Genomic DNA, 19635 nt, shown 5'->3' with positions numbered 1-19635 from the left:
GCGGGCCGGGCCCCGGTGGTCCCCGGGGCCCGGCCCGGTCGGTTCAGAAGCTCAGGCACTCGCACTCGGTCATCAGCGCCCGCACGTTGCGCACGTACTGCGGATTCGGGATGGTGAGCGGCTCGCCCTCCTGGGCCACCGCGTACGGCCCGTAGTTGTACGCCGCGATGATCGCGTTGAGCAGGCAGGAGTTCAGCTCGGCGGTGCACAGCGAGGCATCCAGCCGGAAGTCCGACTCGAAGTACATGTCACCGATGTACTTGGTCAGCCAGGCCAGGTAGTTGGCGCCCAGGTACGCGTTGTCCCGGTAGTCGTCGATGTCGTACGACTCGCCGAAACGCTGGTTCATCCAGTCCGCGGTGGCCGGCATGACCTGCATCAGCCCGATGCCGCCGTCGCAGGCCACGATGTCGGACTGCCAGCCGCTCTCCTGCCAGGCGGTGGCCTTGAGCAGGGTCAGTGGGATCTTGATGTCCGGCGCCGAGGTCGGCCAGTACGTCTTCGCGGCCGCGTCGGACAGCGCCGACTTCACCTGGCTGCGGGTGGCCCGGGTACCCCGGTAGCTGGGCTGGCAGCCGCTCGGGGCGGGCGTCGGCGGGGACGGCGGGACCTTCGTCTCGGTCGGCGGCTTCGGGGTCGCAAGCGGGCCGGAGGACGTCCGGGTGGGCTTCGGCCTGGGCTTCGCCTTGGCGCTCGCGCTGGGCGTGACGCTGGGCGCGGCACCCATCGCCGCGACTGCCGGCGGGTCCTCGGTCGGCGCGTCCGCGGGTGCCTCGACGGGTGCCTCCGTCGGCAGTTCGACCGCCACCTCGCGGGCCGGCCGCTCCTCGCCTCCGCATGCCGTGACGGCACCTGCCAGCACCAGTCCGGCTACCGCCACCGTCGCCCACCTGCCGAATCCTCGACGCATCGCCCCTCCCCGGTGGTCGTCCGGCCGGCACCCTAGCAGGGATCAACCGGGTCCCGGGGTACCCGCGACCCCGCCCAGGGCCGACGCGCCGGCCTTCCCGCCTCGCCGGGCTCCGCCGTGGCCAGCGGGTCCTCCCGGCCGACCGCCCGGTCGCGGGTGGCCCAGGCGACCACGAACACCGTGATCCAGACCGCCCCGAGCAGGATCGAGGTGGCGGTGCCGCTGGCCGTGCTCCAGCCCAGGTAGAGCCGGGCGCCGCCGACGGCGACCACACCCGCCAGGGCACCGGTCCACACCGCCACCGCCCCCGGCCAGCGCGCCCCCCGCGACAGCAGCCAGGCCAGCGTGCCGAAACTCGCCGTCACCACCGCGTTCTGGGTGGGAAACACCTCCGGGGTGGCGTCCGGGCCGGTCAGATCGGCGACCACGGCCAGCACGACCAGCGGCACGAACGCCCCCGCCGTGCCGACCACGCTGAGCGGGTCGGCCCGCCAGGGCCGGTGCCGCCAGGCCAGCACCGCCGCCACGACGGCCACCGCGACGATCAGGAACGACCCGCGCAGCACCGAGGCGACGGCCAGCGCCGCGTCGACCACCCCGGGCGTACGCCGGGCGGCGAACCAGTCCGCGACCAGGCCGTCGAGCACCCCGAGGCCGCTGTGCCGGACCACCGCCTCCAGCACCGCGGCGACGGCCAGTCCGGCGGCGAAGAGCAGCAACAGGCCGGCGGCGAGGCTGAGCAGCAGCGTCCAGGCCGGCCCGACCCGCATGGCGACCAGGAAGAACAGCACCCCGTACCGGGCGCGCAGCCAGCGCAGCGGGGGCAGGTCGACCGCCCGGGCGACCAGCGCCCGCGCCGGGTCGGGGTTGCGGCCGAGCCAGCGCCCGACCAGGACCACACCGAGCAGGCACAGCAGCAGCCCGAGCACCGCGCCGGTGGCCCGGCCGAGGAGCCGGGAGACCTGGTCGTACGACTCGCCGGCGGCGTACCCGGCGAGCACGGAGGCCACCACCCAGCTCACCACCCCGGCCAGGTTCCACGGCGCGAACCTCCGGTACGGCAGGCCCGCCGCACCGGCCAGCCGGGGTGCCAGCGTGCGGGCGAAGGCCACCCACCGGGCGACCAGCACGCCCCGGCCACCCAGCCGGTCGAGCAGTGAGTCGGCCCGCCGCCACCGCTCGGCGCCGATCCGGGCGCCCAGGCCGGAGGCGCGCAGCCGGGGGCCGTACCGGCGGCCCGCACGGAAGGCCAGTGTGTCCCCTGTCACGGCGGCGGCCGTCATGGCCAGCAGCGTCGGGGCGAGCCGTAGCGTCCCCGCGTACGCTAGGAACCCGACCAGCAGCAGGGTCGCCTCGCCCGGCACCAGCAGTCCGAAGATCACCGCGGTCTCCCCCGCGACGATCATCGCGGCGACCAGGTAGATCAGCAGGGACGGCAGACCCTGCAGCCACGTCAGCAGGTCAGGCATCCGGAACCCCACGCACGGGGGTCAGCATGCCAACCGACGGACCGGTCGGGACAGCAGTTCCACCAGAGATCCGGGCCGTCTCGGGGGTGACCCCGAGGCGTCCCCCGGCAACCGCAGACAGGAGTATGGAGGGTATGCAGCTACGCACCGACCTCCGCAACGTCGCCATCATCGCCCACGTCGACCACGGCAAGACGACCCTGGTCGACGCCATGTTGCGGCAGGCCGGCGCCTACGGCGCCCGCGGTGAGGTCACCGAACGGGTCATGGACTCGATGGACCTCGAGCGGGAAAAGGGCATCACCATCCTGGCCAAGAACACCGGCGTGCGGTACCTGCCGGCGGACGGCTCCGAGCCGGTCACCATCAACATCATCGACACCCCCGGCCACGCCGACTTCGGCGGCGAGGTCGAACGCGGCCTGACCATGGTCGACGGGGTGGTGCTGCTGGTGGACGCCAGCGAGGGCCCGCTGCCGCAGACCCGGTTCGTGCTCCGCAAGGCGCTGCGCGCCCGGCTGCCGATCATCCTGGTGATCAACAAGGTGGACCGTCCGGACGCCCGGATCAAGGAGGTCGTGGACGACACCTACGAGCTCTTCCTCGACCTGGACGCCGACGAGGAGCAGATCGACTTCCCGATCGTCTACGCCTGCGCCCGCGACGGCATCGCCTCGCTGACCCAGCCGGCCGACGGCGCGGTGCCCGACGACAGCCACAACCTGGAGCCGCTGTTCCGCACCCTGCTGGACACCATCCCGCCGCCGGCGTACGAGGAGGACGCGGCGCTGCAGGCGCACGTCACCAACCTGGACGCCTCGCCGTTCCTCGGCCGGCTGGCGCTGTGCCGGGTGCGGCAGGGCACCATCAGCAAGGGCCAGACCGTGGCCTGGTGCCGCACCGACGGCAGCACCCAGCGGGTCCGCATCTCCGAGCTGCTGATGACCGAGGGTCTGGAGCGCAAGCCGGCCGACTCCGCCGGCCCGGGCGACATCATCGCCGTCGCCGGCATCCCGGAGATCATGATCGGTGAGACCCTCGCCGACGCGGAGAACCCGACCCCGCTGCCGCTGATCACCGTGGACGAGCCGGCCATCTCGATGACCATCGGCACCAACAACTCGCCGCTGGTCGGCCGGGTCAAGGGCGCCAAGGTCACCGCCCGCATGGTCAAGGACCGGCTCGACAAGGAGCTGATCGGCAACGTCTCGCTGCGGGTGCTGCCCACCGAGCGGCCGGACGCCTGGGAGGTGCAGGGCCGCGGCGAGCTGGCGCTGGCCATCCTGGTCGAGCAGATGCGCCGCGAGCAGTACGAGCTGACCGTCGGCAAGCCGCAGGTGGTCACCAAGGAGATCGACGGCCGGACCTGCGAGCCGGTCGAGCGGCTGACCATCGACGCCCCCGAGGAGTACCTGGGTGCGATCACCCAGCTCCTCGCCACCCGCAAGGGCCGAATGGAGCAGCTGGTGAATCACGGCACCGGCTGGATCCGGATGGAGTGGCTGGTCCCCGCGCGCGGCCTGATCGGCTTCCGCACCGAGTTCCTCACCGAGACCCGGGGCACCGGCATCCTGCACCACGTCTTCGAGTCGTACGAGCCGTGGTTCGGTGAGCTGCGCACCCGCAACAACGGCTCGCTGGTCGCCGACCGCTCCGGCAGCGTCACCGCGTTCGCGATGACCAACCTCCAGGAGCGCGGCCAGCTCTTCGTCGAGCCGGGCACCGAGGTGTACGAGGGCATGATCGTCGGCGAGAACTCCCGCTCCGACGACATGGACGTCAACATCACCAAGGAGAAGAAGCTCACCAACATGCGGTCGTCGACCGCGGACGAGACCGAGAAGCTGATCCCGCCGCGCAAGCTGTCGCTGGAGCAGGCCCTCGAGTTCTGCCGCGAGGACGAGTGCGTCGAGGTGACCCCGGCCGCGGTCCGGATCCGCAAGGTCGTGCTGGACCAGACCCAGCGCGCCCGCACGGCCGCCCGCCGCAAGCACGCCGGCTGACCCACCCGGCCACCGGAGCCCGGCCCGCCCACCCGGCGGCGCCGGGCTCCGGCCTGTCCACCCCGGGAATCCCGTCGAGCACGAGGTCGCCGGCGATGCCGATCCCCGGAGCCGCCGCAGACCTCATGATCCACCCGAGCCGGGAAGGTGGGGATGCGTGGGGCCGGGGTCAGGTGGGTTTGACGGCCTGGAGAGCGAAGATGTCGGGCAGGGGGCCGGGGCCGGACTCCTCGACCCGGGTCGGGACGAGGCCGGCGGCGGTGACGGCGTTCAGCAGGTCGGCCAGCGGCAGGTGCCAGGCGCCCACCCGGGCCCGCACCCCGGTGGAGTTCCAGGACCGGAAGGTGCGCTCCCGCACGGCGTAGCCGCCGTCGACGACGACCCGCCCGGACTCGGACCGGTCGGCGAACCCGCCGACGTAGCAGGGGTGCACCCCCAGGTGGACCAGGCGCCCGCCCGGAGCCAGGACCCGGGCCGCCTCGGCGATCGCCGCCGGGTAGTCCGGCATGTCGGTGTGCGCGAGCAGACAGACCCCGGCCGGGAAGGTGGCGTCGCGCAGGGGCAGCGCGGTGGCGTCGGCGCGGACCACCGGCAGCCGGTCCCGCGCGTGGCGCAGTTGACCGGCGGACAGGTCCGCCCCGACCGGGGTCCAGCCCAGCCGGCGCAGCTCGGCGACGTGCGCGCCGGTGCCGCAGCACAGGTCGAGGCAGCGGCCGGAGCCGCTGCCCAGCAGCTTCGCCACCAACGCCCGGACCCGGTCGCTGTACTCCACGGCGGTGGTGGTGACGTAGTCCTCGTACCAGTCGGCGATGGCGTCGTACGCGGCGATCGTCATGACCGCACGCTAGACCGCCGACCACCCGCGCCGCTGCCCCGCCGAGCGCGATGATCCGCTACGGTCACCGGCATGACCTGGGAGGATCTCGACGCGCACCTGGACAAGGTGCCCGGCACCGTCTCCGCGTACGTGGGACGGCCGGGCGGGCGACCGACGTGGACCCGGCTGCCCGACGCCACCCACTACGCCGCGAGCACCATGAAGGCCGGCGTGCTGGTGGCGCTGCACCGGGCCGCCGAGGCCGGCCGGCTGGACCTGGACGCACCGATCCCGGTGCGCAACGACTTCGCCTCCGCGTTGCCCGACGCACCCCGCTTCGGCTGCGCCCGGCACTACGACAACGACGACGCCGTCTGGGACCGGGTCGGCGGCACCGCGCCGCTGCGCTGGCTCGCCGAGCGGATGATCGTCCGGTCCAGCAACCTGGCCACCAACATCTGCATCGGACAGGTCGGGCTGCCGGCGGTCGCCGAGGTGTGGAGCCTCGCGGGAGCCCGGCACAGCGTCACCGGCCGGGGCATCGAGGACTTCGCCGCCCGCGAGGCCGGCATCACCAACCTGGTCACCGCCGCCGACCTGGCCGCCCTGCTCGGCACGCTGGCCCTGGGCGCGCAGCGGCCCGGCCCGCTCGCCACCCCGGCCGCCTGCGCCGCCATGCTGGACGTGCTCTTCGCCCAGGAACACCGCGAGGACCTCGCCGCCGGCCTGCCCGAGGGCACCCGGATCGCGCACAAGAACGGCTGGGTGCGCGGGGTCCGGCACGGGGCCGGGGTGGTCTTCCCGGCCGACGCCCCGGCGTACGCGGTGGTCGTCTGCACCACCACCGACCTGGCCGACGGCGGCCCGAGCGGCGAGGAGGCCGAGGACGACGCCTGCCGGCTCATCGCCCACGTCTCCGCCCGGGTCTGGGCCGCCCGGCACGACCTGGTCGACTGACCGAACCCGCACGCCCGCCGGCCCGTCGACGCCCCGCGCCGGCGGGCCGTCCCGGCCGCGCGGCCCTCACTCCAGCAGGTTCGCCCGCAGCGCGGCGACCGTCCCGTCGTCCACCCCCAGCCCGTCCCGCAGGTACGCCCCGAACGAGCCGTGCACCCGGCGCACCTCGTCGTATGCGGCGTCCAGATAGTCCGGCCGGACCTCCAGCAGCGGCCGGGCGGTCGCCGGGTCCAGGTCCGGCTGCTGGCGGGTCATCGCGGCGAGCAGCACCTCGCGCAGGCTCTCGGTCAGCTCGTTGTGCCGCAGGTAGTCGGCCCGGATCGCCGCCTCGTCCACGCCCAGCGCGGTCAGCAGCACCACCGACAGCCAGCCGGTGCGGTCCTTCCCGGCCGAGCAGTGGAACAGCAGCGGCAGGTTCCCCGCGTCCGCGGCCAGCCGGACCGCCGCCCCGAACCCGACCCGCGCCGACTCCCCGGTGACGAACCACCGGTAGATCGCGCACATCGCCGCCGGCATGCCCTCCCGGGCCAGCTCGTCGTACGCGGACAGGTCGTGGCCGAGCAGCACCGCCGAGACGTAGGTGAACACCGGGTGGGCCGGGTCGTACACCGGCAGGTGCACCACCCGAGGCTCCCCGACCAGGCGGTCCGGCGGGGCGACCTGCTGCTCGGCGCCGTGCCGCAGGTCCACCACGCAGGCGGGGGCCAGCTTGCCCAGCAGCGGCAGGTCGTCGTCGGTGAGCCGGCCCAGCGCGGCGGTGCGGATCAGCCGCCCGGCCCGCACCCGCCGCCCGTCGGCCGCCGGCAGTCCGCCCAGGTCACGGGCGTTCGGCGCGCCCACCAGCTCCCAGTCCCGTCCCACCATCGACCCTCCCCTGTCGTCGACCACCTGCGTATAGGGTGCCGCACATGACGATCGCCGCGGTACGCACCCACCGGCTCTCCGCCCCCTTACACACCCCGTTCGTCACCGCGCTGCGCCGCACCGCCACCGTGGACACCCTGGTCGTCGAGGTCGTCGACACCGACGGGCGGTCCGGGTTCGGCGAGGCCCCACAGGTCTGGCAGGTCACCGGGGCGTCGATCGCCGGCGCCGAGGCGTGCGTCCGCGACCTGCTCGCCCCCCGGCTCGTCGGCCGGGACGCCGACGACCTGAACGCCCGCTGCGCCGAGCTGGTCCGGGCGGTGGTCGGCAACCAGTCCGCCAAGGGGGCCGTCGACGTCGCCCTGCACGACCTGGCCGCGCGGCGGCTCGGCGTACCCCTGGTGCGGCTGCTCGGTGGGACCGCGCTGCGCGTCCCGACGGACGTCACCCTGGCCGCCGGTGACGCGGTGGACCTGGCCGCGGCCGCCGCGCAGCGCCGGGCCGAGGGCTTCACCGTGCTCAAGCTGAAGGTCGGCACCGACGCCCGGGGCGACCTCGACCGGGTTCGCGCGGTCCGCAGCGCGGTCGGCCCCGAGGTGCGCATCCGGCTGGACGCCAACCAGGGCTGGACGCCGCGCGAGGCGGTCCGGGTGATCCGGGGCATCGAGGACGCCGGGCTCGACGTCGAACTGGTCGAGCAGCCGGTCCACCGCCGGGACCTGGACGGGCTGGCCTGGGTCAGCGACCGCGTCGACCTGCCGGTCCTCGCCGACGAGTCGGTCTTCGACCTGCGCGACCTGGTCGAGGTGATCCGCCGCCGGGCCGCCGACATGGTCAACGTCAAGCTGGCCAAGTGCGGTGGCCTGCACACCGCCCGGACGCTGCTCGACCTCGCCGCCGCTCACGGCATGGGCACCATCGTCGGCTCGATGATGGAGAGTCCGGTGGGTGTGGGGGCCGCGGCCAGCCTGGTCGCCGCGTACGGCACCAGCGCCGTCTCCGACCTCGACGCCGCCTGGTGGCTCGCCCGCTCGCCGGTCGGCGGCGGCATCCGGTACGACGGCGCGGCCGTCGTACTCCCGGACGAACCCGGCCTCGGCATCACCGGCGCGCATGAAGCAAACATTCAACGTACCGGTTGAGTGTTGTTGGAATTTTTCATAGGGTCGGCGCAGAGTGCCCGAGATGGGGGTGGACGTGGAACTGCAACCCGGCCGCGAGGCCGTCGTCCGGGTCCCGGTGGCGACCCTCTGGACCGCTCCCGAGGCGGTGCGGCCGGTCGACCGTCCCGCCCTGACCGCCCCGGCCGACATCACCGCCTGGATCGGCGGCATGGACCGCGACCAGCAGGTCGGCAACTGCGTACTCAGTCAGCTGCTGCTCGGTGAGCGGGTGCTCGTCACCGAGCAGCGCGCGGACGGGTGGGCGCACGTGGTCGCCCTCGAACAGCCGGCCGCCCGCCGCGATCCCCGCGGCTACCCCGGCTGGCTGCCCGCCGCCCAGCTGACCCCGCCCCGACCCGAGCGGCAGCGGTCGCCACAGTTCGTGGTCGACGCCCTCGTCGCCGACCTGCACGCCACGCCCGGCGGAGCGCCGGCGCTCGCCGGCGTCGTGCTCGGCACCCGGCTGCACCGGGCCGGTCCGCAGTTCGACGGCTGGCTGCCGTGCCACGTGCCCGGACACACCGATCCGCTCTGGATCCAGGCGACCGACGTGGTCCCGGTACCCGTCGAGCAGCCGGAGGTCAAGGAGGTCATCGCCGTCGCCGACCGGCTGCGTGACCTCGTGTACATCTGGGGCGGCCGCTCCAGCCACGGCATCGACTGCTCCGGCCTGGTGCAGCTGGCCTGGCGCCGGTTCGGGGTGACGCTCCCCCGGGACTCTCCCGACCAGGCCGAGTCGACCACCCCGCTGCCGCTGAACGAGGAGCGCCCCGGCGATCTCTACTTCTTCGCCCGCCCCGGCCGCCCGATCCACCACGTCGGCATCGTCACCGCCGAGCCGCACGGCGACCGGCGGCGCATGCTGCACGCCTGCTACCAGCAGCGCCGGGTGGTCGAGGAGCAGCTCCCCGCGGACCGGCTGGCCACCCTCGTCGCCGTCCACCGCGTCTGACCCCGTACGCGGGGATGGGGCGCTCCCGACGTCGGGAGCGCCCCATCCCCGACAGCGGGCTCAGCGCCGGGCTTCGGCCAGTTCGCGGCGCCGGTCGCGGGCCGACTTGGCCAGGCTGGCCGCGGTGGCGACCGCGAGGGTGCCCACGATGATGGTCAGCGACAGCCAGATCGGGATGTGCGGAGCCCAGGCGACCTGCTGGCCATTGTTGACGAACGGCAGGTTGTTGTCGGCGAGCGCCTCGAGCACCAGTTTGACGCCGATGAAGCCGAGCACCACGGCCAGGCCGTAGCTCAGGTAGATCAGCCGGTCCAGCAGCCCGCCGAGCAGGAAGTAGAGCTGCCGGAGCCCCATCAGCGCGAAGACGTTCGCGGTGAAGACCAGGTACGGCTCCTGGGTGATGCCGAAGATCGCCGGGATCGAGTCGAGGGCGAAGATCAGGTCGGTGGTGCCGATCGCGATCATCACGATCAGCATCGGGGTGAAGAGCCGCCGCCCGTTCTCGTGCGTGGTCATCCGGGCCCCGTCGAAGTCCCGGGACAGCGGCAGCGCCTTGCGGCTCCAGCGGATCAGCACGTTCTCGCTGAACTCGCCCTCGTCCGGCTCGCCCTGCCGGGCGAGGTTGACCGCCGTGTAGATCAGGAAGGCACCGAAGATGTAGAAGACCCAGGAGAACTGGGAGATCAGCGCGGCGCCGGCGGCGATGAAACCGCCGCGCATGACCAGCGCCAGCAGGATGCCGACGAGCAGCACCTTCTGCTGGTACTTCCGGGGCACCCCGAACCGGGCCATGATGATCACGAAGACGAAGAGGTTGTCCACCGAGAGGCTGTACTCGGTGAGCCAACCCGTGTAGAACTGGCCGGCCACGCTGGGTCCGGCGGCGAGCCAGAGCCCCATGCCGAAGACGAGGGCCAGGCCGACGTAGAAGCCGACCCAGAGGCTCGACTCACGGACGCTGGGCTCGTGCGGGCGACGACCGATGATGAAGAGGTCGGCGAGCAGGACCGCGATCATGACGACGAGGGTCCCGGCCCACACGTATCCGGACACGTTCAATTCCATCCTCCGGCAGACACACAGTGTCGGGCACACCGTACGCCGGGTAAGCGGCCGGGGTGCGTCGACGCTGACTCTGGTGACTGTCGGAGGTCTCTTCCGCCGCCGGCCCGGACATCGGACCGTCGACCGACGAAGCCGGGTCGGGCCACCGGGGAGGCCGGCGCTCTTCCGTGCTGACGACTCCGTCGCGAGGGAATACTCCCCTCCTCGGGCGCCATTGTTCACCATCACGCCCGGTCAGCGCATCTCCGGGGCCGGGATTGATGAGGGGGTCACGTTCCGGCGCGGTGGACATCGCACCCTGTGGCGCTTCCTAGGAGGCTAGGTGGACGGCCGCGACCCGCGGTTGATCGACACCGGGCGGCGGCAGTCCGCAGTGTCCGAGGCGGCGGACCTGCCGCGTGTCGAGCAGCTCCGCCGGGCCGCGCCGGCGGTGGTCAGGCGGGCAGCACCGGGTCGGCGAACGCCCAGCCGGCGGCGAGGAGCGCGTCGCAGGCCGCGACCGCGATCGCCAGTCGTGCCTCGTGCGGCCCGCGCAGCTCGACCACCGGCACCCCGCAGCCGGCCAGCTCCGCACGGAACCGGCCGGTCATCCACGCCCGCAGCTGCTCCCCGTCGCGCAACCCGTCGTCGACGAACGGCACACCCTCGTGATCGGTCAGCAGGTACAGCGCCGGCCGGCGGGCCGCCGCCCGCACCTGCGGGGAGGACGAGCCGAGGTAGCGCTCCTCCCAGACCGCGGTGGCGCGGGCGTCGGTGTCGCAGCACAGCAGCGGGCCACTGACCCGGGCCGCCGCGTCCTCGGCCGCCTGCTGCTCGCGGGCCACCTCGACGAAGTCGGCCCGGTCCCAGGCGACGTCGAAGACGGTCGCCTCCGGCCGCTGCCGCCGCAGCTCGGCGAGCTTCCTGGCGGTCAGCTCGCGGCCGTACTCGGGGACCCAGGCGGTGCCGTAGTGGGCGGCGAGCGCCGCCGCCATGGTGGTGGTGCCGGTGGACTCCGCGCCCACCACCACGACCCGGCGGACCAGCCAGGCCCGCACCGCCGGGCCCAGCAGGTGCCAGTGCGCCGCCGGGTCGGCCCGCACCGCCGTGCCGGAGACCGGCACCCCGCGCCGGTCCGGGTCCACACAGACCGGCACCGCGTCGAAACGGCGGGCCAGCTCCCCGCCGTACGCCTCCGAGGAGAAGACCGCGTCCACCAGCTTCCCGCCCAGCGCGTCCCGGAACACCGCGCAATGCAGGTCCCAGATCGCCGGGTCGGCGTAGTCGACCGGGTGGTCGTCGTACCGGCCGACGATCCGGACCCACGGGGTGGCGGCGTGCGCCTCGCGCAGCCACGCGACCCGGTCGGCGAGCGGGATCGACTCCCGGCGCGACGGCGCGACCACCACCGTGACCGCGGCGCAGCGGGCGGCGGCCGCCTCGATCAGCGCGTGGTGCCCGGCGTGCGGCGGGTAGAACTTGCCCACCACCAAGCCGTGCCGGAACTCGGGCCGACACTCCCCGGGGCCGGCCGCCGGGACGTCCGCGCCGGTCACACGGCCACCGGGGCCGGGCCGGGCGGCACCGGCGTGACCGCCGAGCGCCGGCGCAGGTCCGCCCGCCACTCCCGCAGCCCCATGACGCAGAGCGCCAGGAAGATCAGGTAGAGGCCGCCGGTCAGCCACAGTCCCTTGTACGCGTAGAGCGGGATGTAGATCAGATCGGCGGTGATCCAGAGCCACCAGCTCTCCACCAGCTTGCGGGTCTGGCCGTAGGTGGCCAGCAGGGACAGCGCGGTGGTGACCGCGTCGGCCAGGGGCACCGTGGAGTCGGTGGCCCGGTCCAGCAACGCCCACAGGCCGGCGGTGATCAGCACGCCGGCCACGCCGAGTGACCACCACTCCCGCCGCCCCGTCCGCGAGACGGTGAGTCGGGTGCGCCGCTCGCCGCCGTAGAGCCACGCCCACCAGCCGTACAGGCCGAGCGCGACGTAGACGATCTGCAGGCCGGCATCGGCGTACAGGCCGGCGGTCCAGAAGAGCAGCATCAGCAGCAGCACGTTGGCGATGCCGATCGCCCAGTTCGCGATGTGCTGCCGGGCCACCAGCCAGACGTTGACCACGCCGGTGGCGAAGCCGAGCAGCTCGGCCCAGGTGGTGCCGGTGCCGGCCACGGTGAACGCCGCGGCGGTCAGCCAGTCGAGCATAGAAGATCCTCCCCGGAAACCCGCGCTCACCCTAGAGCGGGCGCGGGTGGGACGGACACCCCCGGTTCGCCGCGACCGGCGGCCGGCGTGCGAGGCTTCGGGCATGGTTCTTGAGGTCGCGCTGATCGACGTAACTCCCGGGCACGAGGACGACTTCGCCGCCGCGTACGCGCAGGCGCGCCCGCTCCTCGCCGGCACCGAGGGCTGCCGTTCGGTACGGATGACCCGTGGCGTGGAGTCGCCGTCCCGGTTCGTGCTGCTGGTGGAGTGGGACTCGGTCGAGGCGCACGACGTCAACTTCCGGCAGAGCGAACGCTTCCCGCAGTGGCGCGCGCTGATCGGCCCGCACTTCGCCGGCCCGCCGCTGGTGGAGCACTTCGTCGACGTGCCGGCCTGAGCTGTCGTACCCCTGGCATAGCGTGACCCTGACGCGCCGGCCGCCGGTCCCGACGGACATCGGGGGCGCCGGGCCCGGCGGCCGCGCGTCGCGAAATTCGTGGCGGCCGCCGCGCCAGCCCGGATAGCTGTCGATCATGGATCGGGTCGCCCTGGTGACCGGGGTGAGCCGGCGGGTCGGCAGCAGCGCGGCGCCCGGCTCAGCTCAGCTCGGCTCGGAGACCCGGTCGTCCCTGGGCTCACGGGGCCGGGGCACCGACGGCGGGCCGAGCCGCCGGCCGAGCACCTCGACGGTCTCCTCCGCCGACAGCGCCGCCGCCAGCAGCCAGTCGATCAGCAGCTCGTAGCGGGCGATGTCGGCCTCGGCGACCAGCCGCAGGTCGGCCGTCAGGGTCTCCACCAGCACGGTGCGCGGGTCGGCGGGGTCGGGGTGCTCGTAGTAGGTGAAGGCGGCCAGCGGATGCACGCCGCCGTGCGGCGCGGCGTCACGGGACAGCAGCCGGACGGTGACGTGCGGGCGCTCGGCGACGGCGAGCAGGTGGCGCAACTGGTCCCGCCAGACGTCGTCCGGGGTGCCGCCGCGGTCGCAGACCCGCTCATCGATCAGGGCGGTGTACCGGGGCGGGTCCGGCCGGCGCAGCACCTCCTGCCGCAGGGCGCGGGCTCGGACGTCGGCGTCGACGTCCACCCGGTCGCAGAGCAGCGACCCGGCGGTGACCCGCAGCCGGGTGTACGCCGGTATCTGGAGCAGCCCGGGCACCACGGCGGGTTGGTACTCGACGATGCGCGCGGCGCCCACCTCCAGCTCCGCGTACGCCCGCTGCCGCTCCCCCATCTCGCCCAGGGCCTTGGACCAGCCACGGCCGGTGGCGGCGTCCCGGGCGATGACGATCAACTCGGTGCGCAGCTCGGGCGGCACCTCATAGACGTCGAGCAGGTCGAGCACGTCGGCCAGGTCGGGTCGACTCTGGCCCAGCTCGATGCGGGACAGCTTGGACGTGGACGCCCACCCGAGCCGGGCACAGACCTGCTCGAGGGTGAGGGATTGCCGGTGACGCAGCCGGCGCAGCTCCGCACCGAGCCGCACCCGCCGGACGACAGGACTTGCTGACAACGGCATGCGGGCCTCCCTGAGGGAGACTACGCACGGTCATCACTCTGGGCAATAGTGCGCTTGCTCAGTGCGATCAAGGGGTGGCCGTGTCCGAGCGGCAGAGCCAGGACGCTGCGTCCGGCCCCGGCTCAGGGCCGGTACGTGCCGAACGACCAGACCAGACCGGCCGGGTCCCGGGCCACGTACTCGCGGGAGCCGTAGTCGGTGTCGAAGGGCGGCCGGACGATCTCCGCGCCGGCCGCCCGGGCGCGCTCGTGGTGCCGGTCGACGTCGTCCACCGCGACGTAGAGGCGGTAGTCGTCGTCGGCCGGCCGGACCGTCGGGGCGGGGCCGGTGCCCAGCATGACGAGGCCCCCTCGGTAGCCGAGTTGGGCATGCCGCACCACACCGTCCGGTCCCTCGTGCAGCTCGTGCAGGGTGAGGTCGAACGCGGACCGGAGACGGTCGATGGCGGCGTGGGCGTCGGGATACCGCAGGACCGGGTAGATGCTCTGCATGCCCCGAGTCTGCCGGCGGCCTGGTCAGCCCGGCTTGGACGAATGTGACCCTGGACGGGCCAACACCGCCGGGGTCCGCCCGGCGAACTCCCGAAACTCACGGATCAGGTGCGACTGGTCGTAGTAGCCGCAGCGGACCGCCACCTCCGCCCAGCCCGCCACGTCCCGGCCAGGGCACCCGAGGTCGTCGCCCGGGCCGCCGGCACGGTCCACCCCGGGCACGTCGGTGAGTTCGAGGCCGAGGGTCGCGTACGCGCGCTGGAAGCGCACCAGCCGGCCGACGGTCTTCGGCGGCAGGCCGAACTCCCGCCGGAAGATCGCCGCCAGGTGCCGCCGGCTCCAGCCCACCTCGTCGGCCAGCGTGCCGACCCCGACGGCTCCACCGCTACCGGCGAGCAGCCGCCACGCCAGCAGCAGCCGCCGGTCCACCGGCCCGGCCACGGCCAGCCGGTCGGCCAGCGCGGCGTCGAGACGGGCGAACCGGCCCGGCCAGTCGGGAACGGCGGCCAGCTCGTCGCGGAGCCGGGCCAGCCAGCCGTCGAGCTGATCGACCGGCACCGCCCGGTTGGCCAGCTCACCCAACGGCAACCCGAGCAGCCGGCGGGCGGCCGGCGGCGTCAGCAGCAGCTGCACCCCGGCCCCCTCGCCCACCGTCCGGGTCGTGCAGTAGGCGTCGAACGGGCCGGCCACGAATGCGTTCACCCCGTACGCGCCCCGCGCGCCGGCCCGCGGGTCGCTGACGTCGAGCGGCGCACCCCAGCCGAGGATCAGCACCACGAACGCGCCGGCGACCTCGTGGCGTACCAGAGGTCGGGCGGCGTGCTCCCGGTAGCCGAGGTAGCGGTCGACGTACGGACGCAGCCAGGGATCGGGCCGGCCGACGACCGCCTCGATCACCATGTTGTCCTCCCGGCCGCCGATCGCGTCACTTCACGCCGGCGGCGTCCATCCCGCGCAGCTCCTTCTTGAGGTCGGCGATCTCGTCGCGGATCCGGGCCGCCAGTTCGAACTGCAACTCCCGCGCAGCGGCGAGCATCTGGTCGTTGAGCTCCTGGATGAGATTGGCCAGGTCGGCCCGGGCCATTCCCTCCCGGGACGGGGCTGCCCCGCCCCGGCCACGGCTGCGGGTCTCCTTGACCGGGGCCTTGCCCCGGGACAGCTGCCGGGCGGCCCCGCCGACCCTGGTGTTGTTCTCGGTGTCCTCCGCCTCGCGGTAGATGTCGTCGAGGATGTCGTGGATCTTCTTGCGCAGCGGCTCGGGGCTGATCCCGTGCGCCTCGTTGTGCGCGATCTGCTTCGCCCGCCGCCGGTTGGTCTCGTCGATCGCGTCCGCCATCGACGGGGTGATCTTGTCGGCGTACATGTGGACCTGACCGGAGACGTTGCGGGCGGCCCGGCCGATGGTCTGGATGAGTGATCGGCCGCTACGCAGGAAGCCCTCCTTGTCGGCGTCCAGGATGGCCACCAGGGAGACCTCGGGCAGGTCGAGGCCCTCACGGAGCAGGTTGATGCCGACCAGCACGTCGTAGTCGCCCTTGCGCAGCTCGCGCAGCAGCTCCACCCGGCGCAGCGTGTCGACCTCGGAGTGCAGGTAGCGCACCCGGATGCCGTTCTCCAGCAGGTAGTCGGAGAGGTCCTCGGCCATCTTCTTGGTCAGCGTGGTGACCAGCACCCGCTCGTCCCGCTCGGTACGCAGCTTGATCTCGTGCATCAGGTCGTCGATCTGCCCCTTGGTGGGCTTCACCACGACCTCGGGGTCGACCAGGCCGGTCGGGCGGATCACCTGCTCGACGAACTCGCCCTGGGACTGCTCCAGCTCCCAGGGGCCGGGGGTGGCGGAGAGGAAGACCATCTGGCCGACCCGCTCCAGGAACTCGTCGAAGCGCAGGGGCCGGTTGTCGGCCGCACTGGGCAGCCGGAAGCCGTGGTCGATCAGCATCCGCTTGCGGGACGCGTCGCCCTCGTACATGCCGCCGATCTGCGGGATCGTCACGTGCGACTCGTCGACCACGGTGAGGAAGTCGTCCGGGAAGTAGTCGAGCAGGCAGTGCGGCGGGCTGCCCGGCAGCCGACCGTCGATGTGCATCGAGTAGTTCTCGATGCCCGAGCAGAACCCCACCTGCCGCATCATCTCGATGTCGTAGGTGGTGCGCATCCGCAGGCGCTGCGCCTCCAGCAGCTTGCCCTGCCGCTCCAGCTCGGCCAGTCGCTCACCCAGCTCGGTCTCGATGTCGCGGATCGCCCGCTCCATCCGTTCCGGGCCGGCCGCGTAGTGGGTCGCCGGAAAGATCATCAACTGGTTGACCTCGCGGACCACGTCCCCGGTGAGCGGGTTGAGGTAGTAGAGCTTCTCGATCTCGTCGCCGAAGAGTTCGATCCGGACGGCCAGCTCCTCGTAGGCCGGGATGATCTCCAGCGTGTCGCCGCGGACCCGGAAGGTGCCGCGCTGGAACGCCATGTCGTTGCGGGTGTACTGAATGTCGACCAGGCGGCGGAGCAGTTGGTCGCGGTCGAGCTCCTGACCGACCGCGACCCGGACCGCGCGGTCCAGGTATTCCTCGGGGGTGCCCAGACCGTAGATCGCCGACACGGTGGCCACCACGATCGTGTCGCGGCGGGTGAGCAGCGACATGGTCGCCGAGTGCCGCAGCCGCTCGACCTCCTCGTTGATCGAGGAGTCCTTCTCGATGTAGGTGTCGGTCTGCGGGATGTACGCCTCGGGCTGGTAGTAGTCGTAGTAGGAGACGAAGTACTCCACCGCGTTGTGCGGGAGCAGCTCCCCGAACTCCTTGGCCAGCTGGGCGGCGAGTGTCTTGTTGGGCGCGAGCACCAGGGTGGGGCGTTGCAGCCGCTCGACCAACCACGCGGTGGTGGCGCTCTTGCCGGTGCCGGTCGCGCCGAGCAGCACGGTGTTACGGTCGCCACGCCGCACACGCCGCTCAAGCTCGTCGATCGCCGCCGGCTGGTCGCCGGCCGGCTGGAACTCGCTGACGACCTGGAAGCGGCCGTCGAGCCGGGGAATGTCGAGCGCCATGACCCCAACGGTACGCCGGTGGTCCGACAGTTCCGGGCCGACCACGGAGGGTCCGTGATCGGCTTCGATATTCCCATTGTGGGCCACATCTCACCCGGCTACCCTCGTACCGTAGGCCGCTCGCGGCGGCCGACCGGGCCGGTGGCCGCCCCTCGGGGCCCGGCCGCCCCCGGCACCAGGGTCGCAGCACCCGGGACGACCGGCGTGCGCACCCGAGGTGGTCGCGCTGGACGCGCAGACCGGCCGCCGCGAGCGCCCCTGCTCGTCACCCGATCCCGGTCGCCGCGTTCTCCACTCGTGGAGACCTCCCCCGGACGCCGGCATCAGCCGGCACTCGACGCCACTCCGCCCTCCGCCACCGATCCCCCCGCCATGCCCGGCGCGGCACCCGGCGGCGACACGGCGCAGAGCCCGCCCGACCGCCGGCCGGTCACCGAGCCGCCCGGCGGGCGCGCCTCTCCCGCAGCGCCCACCACGGCGACGGACCCGGCCGACCGCGGGCGCTCTCCCGCAGCGCCCACCGCGCCGACGGACCCGGCCGACCGCCGCGGCACCGAGCCGCCCCCGACGTCAGACCTGGCGACCAGCCCGGCCACCGGCCGTCGCCGCGCCGGGTTGTTCCGCCGCGTCGCCGGGCGCGACCCGAGCCCCGGGCCGGGCGCCACCGGCGTGGTGCCGCGCGAGCCGGGCCGGGGACACCGGCGGGCCGGGCCCGTCCTCGGCACCCGCTCGCCGGCCGGTCAACCCCGCCGCCGGCCGGCGGAGCCACCCACCACGGGCACCGCCACCCGCGCCGACGCCACGCCCTTGGAGGAGGCCGACCTGGACGGCTCCGGCGATCCGCCGGAGCGGCCGACCCGGCGGCGCGCCATCCTCGCCGCGCTCGGGGTGATCGCGGCGGCCTCGGCGGCCGCGCTGGTGGCCGGGCTACCGCAATGGTCACCCGAGCCGGCCGACCCGCCCCGCCGGCTGACCCGGGGCGAGGTCGAGCGGCTGGCGGCCATGCGGGTCACCAACCAGCGGGACGTCCGGGCCGGCGTCCGCGTCTCGGTCGGCACCGCTGCGGCCCGCACCGAACTGGTCGGCTGGGTGGACTGGGGCCGACCGCTGGTCTACCTGCACGTCGGCGGGCCGGGGGCGGGAACCGAACGGGGCCTGGTCCAGGCCACCGACGGCACGGTGGTGCTGCGGCCCGCCACCACCGCGGCGCCCAGCCCCGCCCCGCCCCCACTGGTGCCCCCCGGCGATCACTGGCGGCTGCGGGAACCGCCCCCGACGGACGGCGTGGCCGCGGTCCGCGACCTGCTGCTCGGCCTCCGCGCGGACCGGACCGACCTGGTGTCCGTGCAGGCGCGCTGGCGGGGCCGGGGCACCGCGGACGGTACGCCGGTCGACATCCTCGAGACCCCCTTCCCGGCGGACCCGCCGTCCGCACCGGCCGGACAGGTCCGCCTCTGGCTCGACGGGGACGCCCGGCTGCACCGGCTGGAGGGGCGGCTGCCCGACGGCCGGCCGGTCACCGTGGAGCTGGCCCGCAGCGACCGGCCCACACTCCACCCGGTGGCGGCGCTGGGCGGCCGCGCCGGACTGCCGCGCGCCCTCACCGACGGCGAGACCGACCGGCTGGCCCGGCTCCCCGCCCGGCTGCGGGCGCTCCGGGGCGCCACGGTGACCGTGACCGCCCCGCTCGGCCCCACCGCCAACCTGCGCGGCACCGGCTGGCTGAGCTGGACGGAATCCGCCGCGTACCTGGCGGTGGGCGAGGCCGACAACCCGGGACGCCGGACGCTGCTGCGGTGGCGGGGTGGACGGGTGGCCCGCGCACAGGTCCCCGCCGACCCGGCGGCCGAGGCGCCGGCCGCGCCACCCCTGCCGCCGCCGGCCGGACTCACCTGGTCGGCCGCCCGAGCACCCGGGGACGACCTGGACCGGCTACTGGGGGCCGCGCTGCGCGCCGGTGTCGCCGCCGCACCGGCCCGCTCGGCGGTCCGGGTACGCGGCGACCGGACGGCCGACCGCAGCGTGGATGTCATCGAGGTACGCGCCAGCGGGACGACCCTGCGCTACTGGATCGACCGGGACGGGCTGCTGCGCCGGCTCGAGCTGCTGACCGGGCGGCGGGTCTGGGCCCAGCTCGACCTCACCCCCGGTCGGGTGCCCACCCTGCCCGGCGCCCCTGCCGCGCCGAAACCGCGACGCCGCTGACCGG

At 73.9% G+C, this 19635-nt stretch carries 17 protein-coding genes; 6 read left to right on the top strand and 11 right to left on the bottom strand.

The genetic code is table 11. The annotated features are described in order from the left end of the window. Positions 1-43: 43 nt before the first annotated feature. Both ACL02O_RS20820 and ACL02O_RS20815 read right to left on the bottom strand, forming a co-directional pair. A complete protein-coding gene (locus tag ACL02O_RS20820) occupies positions 44-910 on the bottom strand; it encodes a transglycosylase SLT domain-containing protein (protein WP_412819786.1) in 867 nt (288 codons plus the stop codon). A gap of 32 nt (positions 911-942) precedes the next feature. Next, a complete protein-coding gene (locus tag ACL02O_RS20815; RefSeq protein ID WP_412819785.1) occupies positions 943-2379 on the bottom strand; it encodes a DedA family protein in 1437 nt (478 codons plus the stop codon). Between the two features lie 134 nt (positions 2380-2513). Between ACL02O_RS20815 and typA the strand changes: the two genes are divergently transcribed. Further along, positions 2514-4382, top strand: a complete 1869-nt coding sequence (typA, locus tag ACL02O_RS20810; RefSeq protein ID WP_412819784.1) for a translational GTPase TypA — start codon at positions 2514-2516, stop codon at positions 4380-4382. 169 nt (positions 4383-4551) lie between these two features. Here typA and ACL02O_RS20805 read toward each other — a convergent pair whose 3' ends face one another. Beyond that, the gene (locus tag ACL02O_RS20805) at positions 4552-5217 is read right to left on the bottom strand and encodes a class I SAM-dependent methyltransferase (RefSeq protein WP_412819783.1); all 666 of its coding nucleotides are present in this window, start codon (positions 5215-5217) and stop codon (positions 4552-4554) included. A 72-nt stretch (positions 5218-5289) separates the two neighbouring features. Here ACL02O_RS20805 and ACL02O_RS20800 point away from each other — a divergent pair, with 72 nt between their 5' ends. Beyond that, positions 5290-6156, top strand: a complete 867-nt coding sequence (locus ACL02O_RS20800; protein ID WP_412819782.1) for a serine hydrolase — start codon at positions 5290-5292, stop codon at positions 6154-6156. A gap of 66 nt (positions 6157-6222) precedes the next feature. On the opposite strand, the gene ACL02O_RS20795 is transcribed toward ACL02O_RS20800, so the two are convergent. Then, positions 6223-7020, bottom strand: a complete 798-nt coding sequence (locus ACL02O_RS20795) for a tyrosine-protein phosphatase (RefSeq protein WP_412819781.1) — start codon at positions 7018-7020, stop codon at positions 6223-6225. Between the two features lie 44 nt (positions 7021-7064). Between ACL02O_RS20795 and ACL02O_RS20790 the strand changes: the two genes are divergently transcribed. Together ACL02O_RS20790 and ACL02O_RS20785 are read left to right on the top strand one after the other, a co-directional pair. After that, complete coding sequence (locus tag ACL02O_RS20790) at positions 7065-8162, top strand: mandelate racemase/muconate lactonizing enzyme family protein (protein WP_412819780.1); 1098 nt, start codon at positions 7065-7067, stop codon at positions 8160-8162. A 43-nt stretch (positions 8163-8205) separates the two neighbouring features. Then, positions 8206-9135, top strand: coding sequence for a C40 family peptidase (locus tag ACL02O_RS20785; protein ID WP_412819779.1), 930 nt, complete (start codon positions 8206-8208; stop codon positions 9133-9135). A 60-nt stretch (positions 9136-9195) separates the two neighbouring features. On the opposite strand, the gene ACL02O_RS20780 is transcribed toward ACL02O_RS20785, so the two are convergent. The 3 genes from ACL02O_RS20780 to pnuC all read right to left on the bottom strand — a co-directional run bounded on the left by ACL02O_RS20780 (position 9196) and on the right by pnuC (position 12385). Next, positions 9196-10194, bottom strand: a complete 999-nt coding sequence (locus tag ACL02O_RS20780) for a TerC family protein (protein ID WP_412819778.1) — start codon at positions 10192-10194, stop codon at positions 9196-9198. A gap of 440 nt (positions 10195-10634) precedes the next feature. Next, the gene (locus ACL02O_RS20775; RefSeq protein ID WP_412819777.1) at positions 10635-11735 is read right to left on the bottom strand and encodes an AAA family ATPase; all 1101 of its coding nucleotides are present in this window, start codon (positions 11733-11735) and stop codon (positions 10635-10637) included. Continuing rightward, on the bottom strand, positions 11732-12385 hold the full coding sequence (pnuC, locus tag ACL02O_RS20770) for a nicotinamide riboside transporter PnuC (protein ID WP_412819776.1): 654 nt from the start codon (positions 12383-12385) through the stop codon (positions 11732-11734). The genes ACL02O_RS20775 and pnuC overlap by 4 nt, the downstream gene beginning before the upstream one ends. 103 nt (positions 12386-12488) lie before the next feature. Between pnuC and ACL02O_RS20765 the strand changes: the two genes are divergently transcribed. Then, positions 12489-12782 (top strand): antibiotic biosynthesis monooxygenase family protein, encoded by a 294-nt coding sequence (locus tag ACL02O_RS20765; protein ID WP_412819775.1) that lies wholly within the window; start codon positions 12489-12491, stop codon positions 12780-12782. 204 nt (positions 12783-12986) lie between these two features. Here ACL02O_RS20765 and ACL02O_RS20760 read toward each other — a convergent pair whose 3' ends face one another. From ACL02O_RS20760 to uvrB, 4 genes are all read right to left on the bottom strand, one after another. Continuing rightward, positions 12987-13901 carry a helix-turn-helix domain-containing protein gene (locus tag ACL02O_RS20760; RefSeq protein ID WP_412819774.1) on the bottom strand — a complete coding sequence of 305 codons (915 nt, stop codon included), beginning with the start codon at positions 13899-13901 and terminating at the stop codon, positions 12987-12989. Positions 13902-14023: 122 nt separating this feature from the next. Beyond that, complete coding sequence (locus ACL02O_RS20755) at positions 14024-14392, bottom strand: VOC family protein (RefSeq protein ID WP_412819773.1); 369 nt, start codon at positions 14390-14392, stop codon at positions 14024-14026. 24 nt (positions 14393-14416) lie between these two features. Next, positions 14417-15292, bottom strand: a complete 876-nt coding sequence (locus ACL02O_RS20750) for an AraC family transcriptional regulator (RefSeq protein ID WP_412819772.1) — start codon at positions 15290-15292, stop codon at positions 14417-14419. A gap of 25 nt (positions 15293-15317) precedes the next feature. Further along, a complete protein-coding gene (gene uvrB / locus ACL02O_RS20745; protein ID WP_412819771.1) occupies positions 15318-17426 on the bottom strand; it encodes an excinuclease ABC subunit UvrB in 2109 nt (702 codons plus the stop codon). A gap of 372 nt (positions 17427-17798) precedes the next feature. Between uvrB and ACL02O_RS20740 the strand changes: the two genes are divergently transcribed. Further along, positions 17799-19631 carry a hypothetical protein gene (locus ACL02O_RS20740; protein ID WP_412819770.1) on the top strand — a complete coding sequence of 611 codons (1833 nt, stop codon included), beginning with the start codon at positions 17799-17801 and terminating at the stop codon, positions 19629-19631. Positions 19632-19635 lie beyond the last annotated feature (4 nt).

The sequence above is a fragment of the Micromonospora mangrovicola genome (assembly GCF_047200535.1).
In the GTDB taxonomy this organism is placed as follows: domain Bacteria; phylum Actinomycetota; class Actinomycetes; order Mycobacteriales; family Micromonosporaceae; genus Micromonospora.
Note: the sequence above shows the minus strand (reverse complement) of the source record. Positions and strands in the feature narration are given on the sequence as shown.

Coding starts and splice junctions, on each gene's coding strand:
- ACL02O_RS20820 (WP_412819786.1), bottom strand. CDS start 910: ATGCGTCGAGGATTCGGCAGGTGGGCGACGGTGGCGGTAGCCGGACTG.
- ACL02O_RS20815 (WP_412819785.1), bottom strand. CDS start 2,379: ATGCCTGACCTGCTGACGTGGCTGCAGGGTCTGCCGTCCCTGCTGATC.
- typA (WP_412819784.1), top strand. CDS start 2,514: ATGCAGCTACGCACCGACCTCCGCAACGTCGCCATCATCGCCCACGTC.
- ACL02O_RS20805 (WP_412819783.1), bottom strand. CDS start 5,217: ATGACGATCGCCGCGTACGACGCCATCGCCGACTGGTACGAGGACTAC.
- ACL02O_RS20800 (WP_412819782.1), top strand. CDS start 5,290: ATGACCTGGGAGGATCTCGACGCGCACCTGGACAAGGTGCCCGGCACC.
- ACL02O_RS20795 (WP_412819781.1), bottom strand. CDS start 7,020: ATGGTGGGACGGGACTGGGAGCTGGTGGGCGCGCCGAACGCCCGTGAC.
- ACL02O_RS20790 (WP_412819780.1), top strand. CDS start 7,065: ATGACGATCGCCGCGGTACGCACCCACCGGCTCTCCGCCCCCTTACAC.
- ACL02O_RS20785 (WP_412819779.1), top strand. CDS start 8,206: ATGGGGGTGGACGTGGAACTGCAACCCGGCCGCGAGGCCGTCGTCCGG.
- pnuC (WP_412819776.1), bottom strand. CDS start 12,385: ATGCTCGACTGGCTGACCGCCGCGGCGTTCACCGTGGCCGGCACCGGC.
- ACL02O_RS20765 (WP_412819775.1), top strand. CDS start 12,489: ATGGTTCTTGAGGTCGCGCTGATCGACGTAACTCCCGGGCACGAGGAC.
- ACL02O_RS20760 (WP_412819774.1), bottom strand. CDS start 13,901: ATGCCGTTGTCAGCAAGTCCTGTCGTCCGGCGGGTGCGGCTCGGTGCG.
- ACL02O_RS20755 (WP_412819773.1), bottom strand. CDS start 14,392: ATGCAGAGCATCTACCCGGTCCTGCGGTATCCCGACGCCCACGCCGCC.
- ACL02O_RS20750 (WP_412819772.1), bottom strand. CDS start 15,292: ATGGTGATCGAGGCGGTCGTCGGCCGGCCCGATCCCTGGCTGCGTCCG.
- uvrB (WP_412819771.1), bottom strand. CDS start 17,426: ATGGCGCTCGACATTCCCCGGCTCGACGGCCGCTTCCAGGTCGTCAGC.
- ACL02O_RS20740 (WP_412819770.1), top strand. CDS start 17,799: ATGCCCGGCGCGGCACCCGGCGGCGACACGGCGCAGAGCCCGCCCGAC.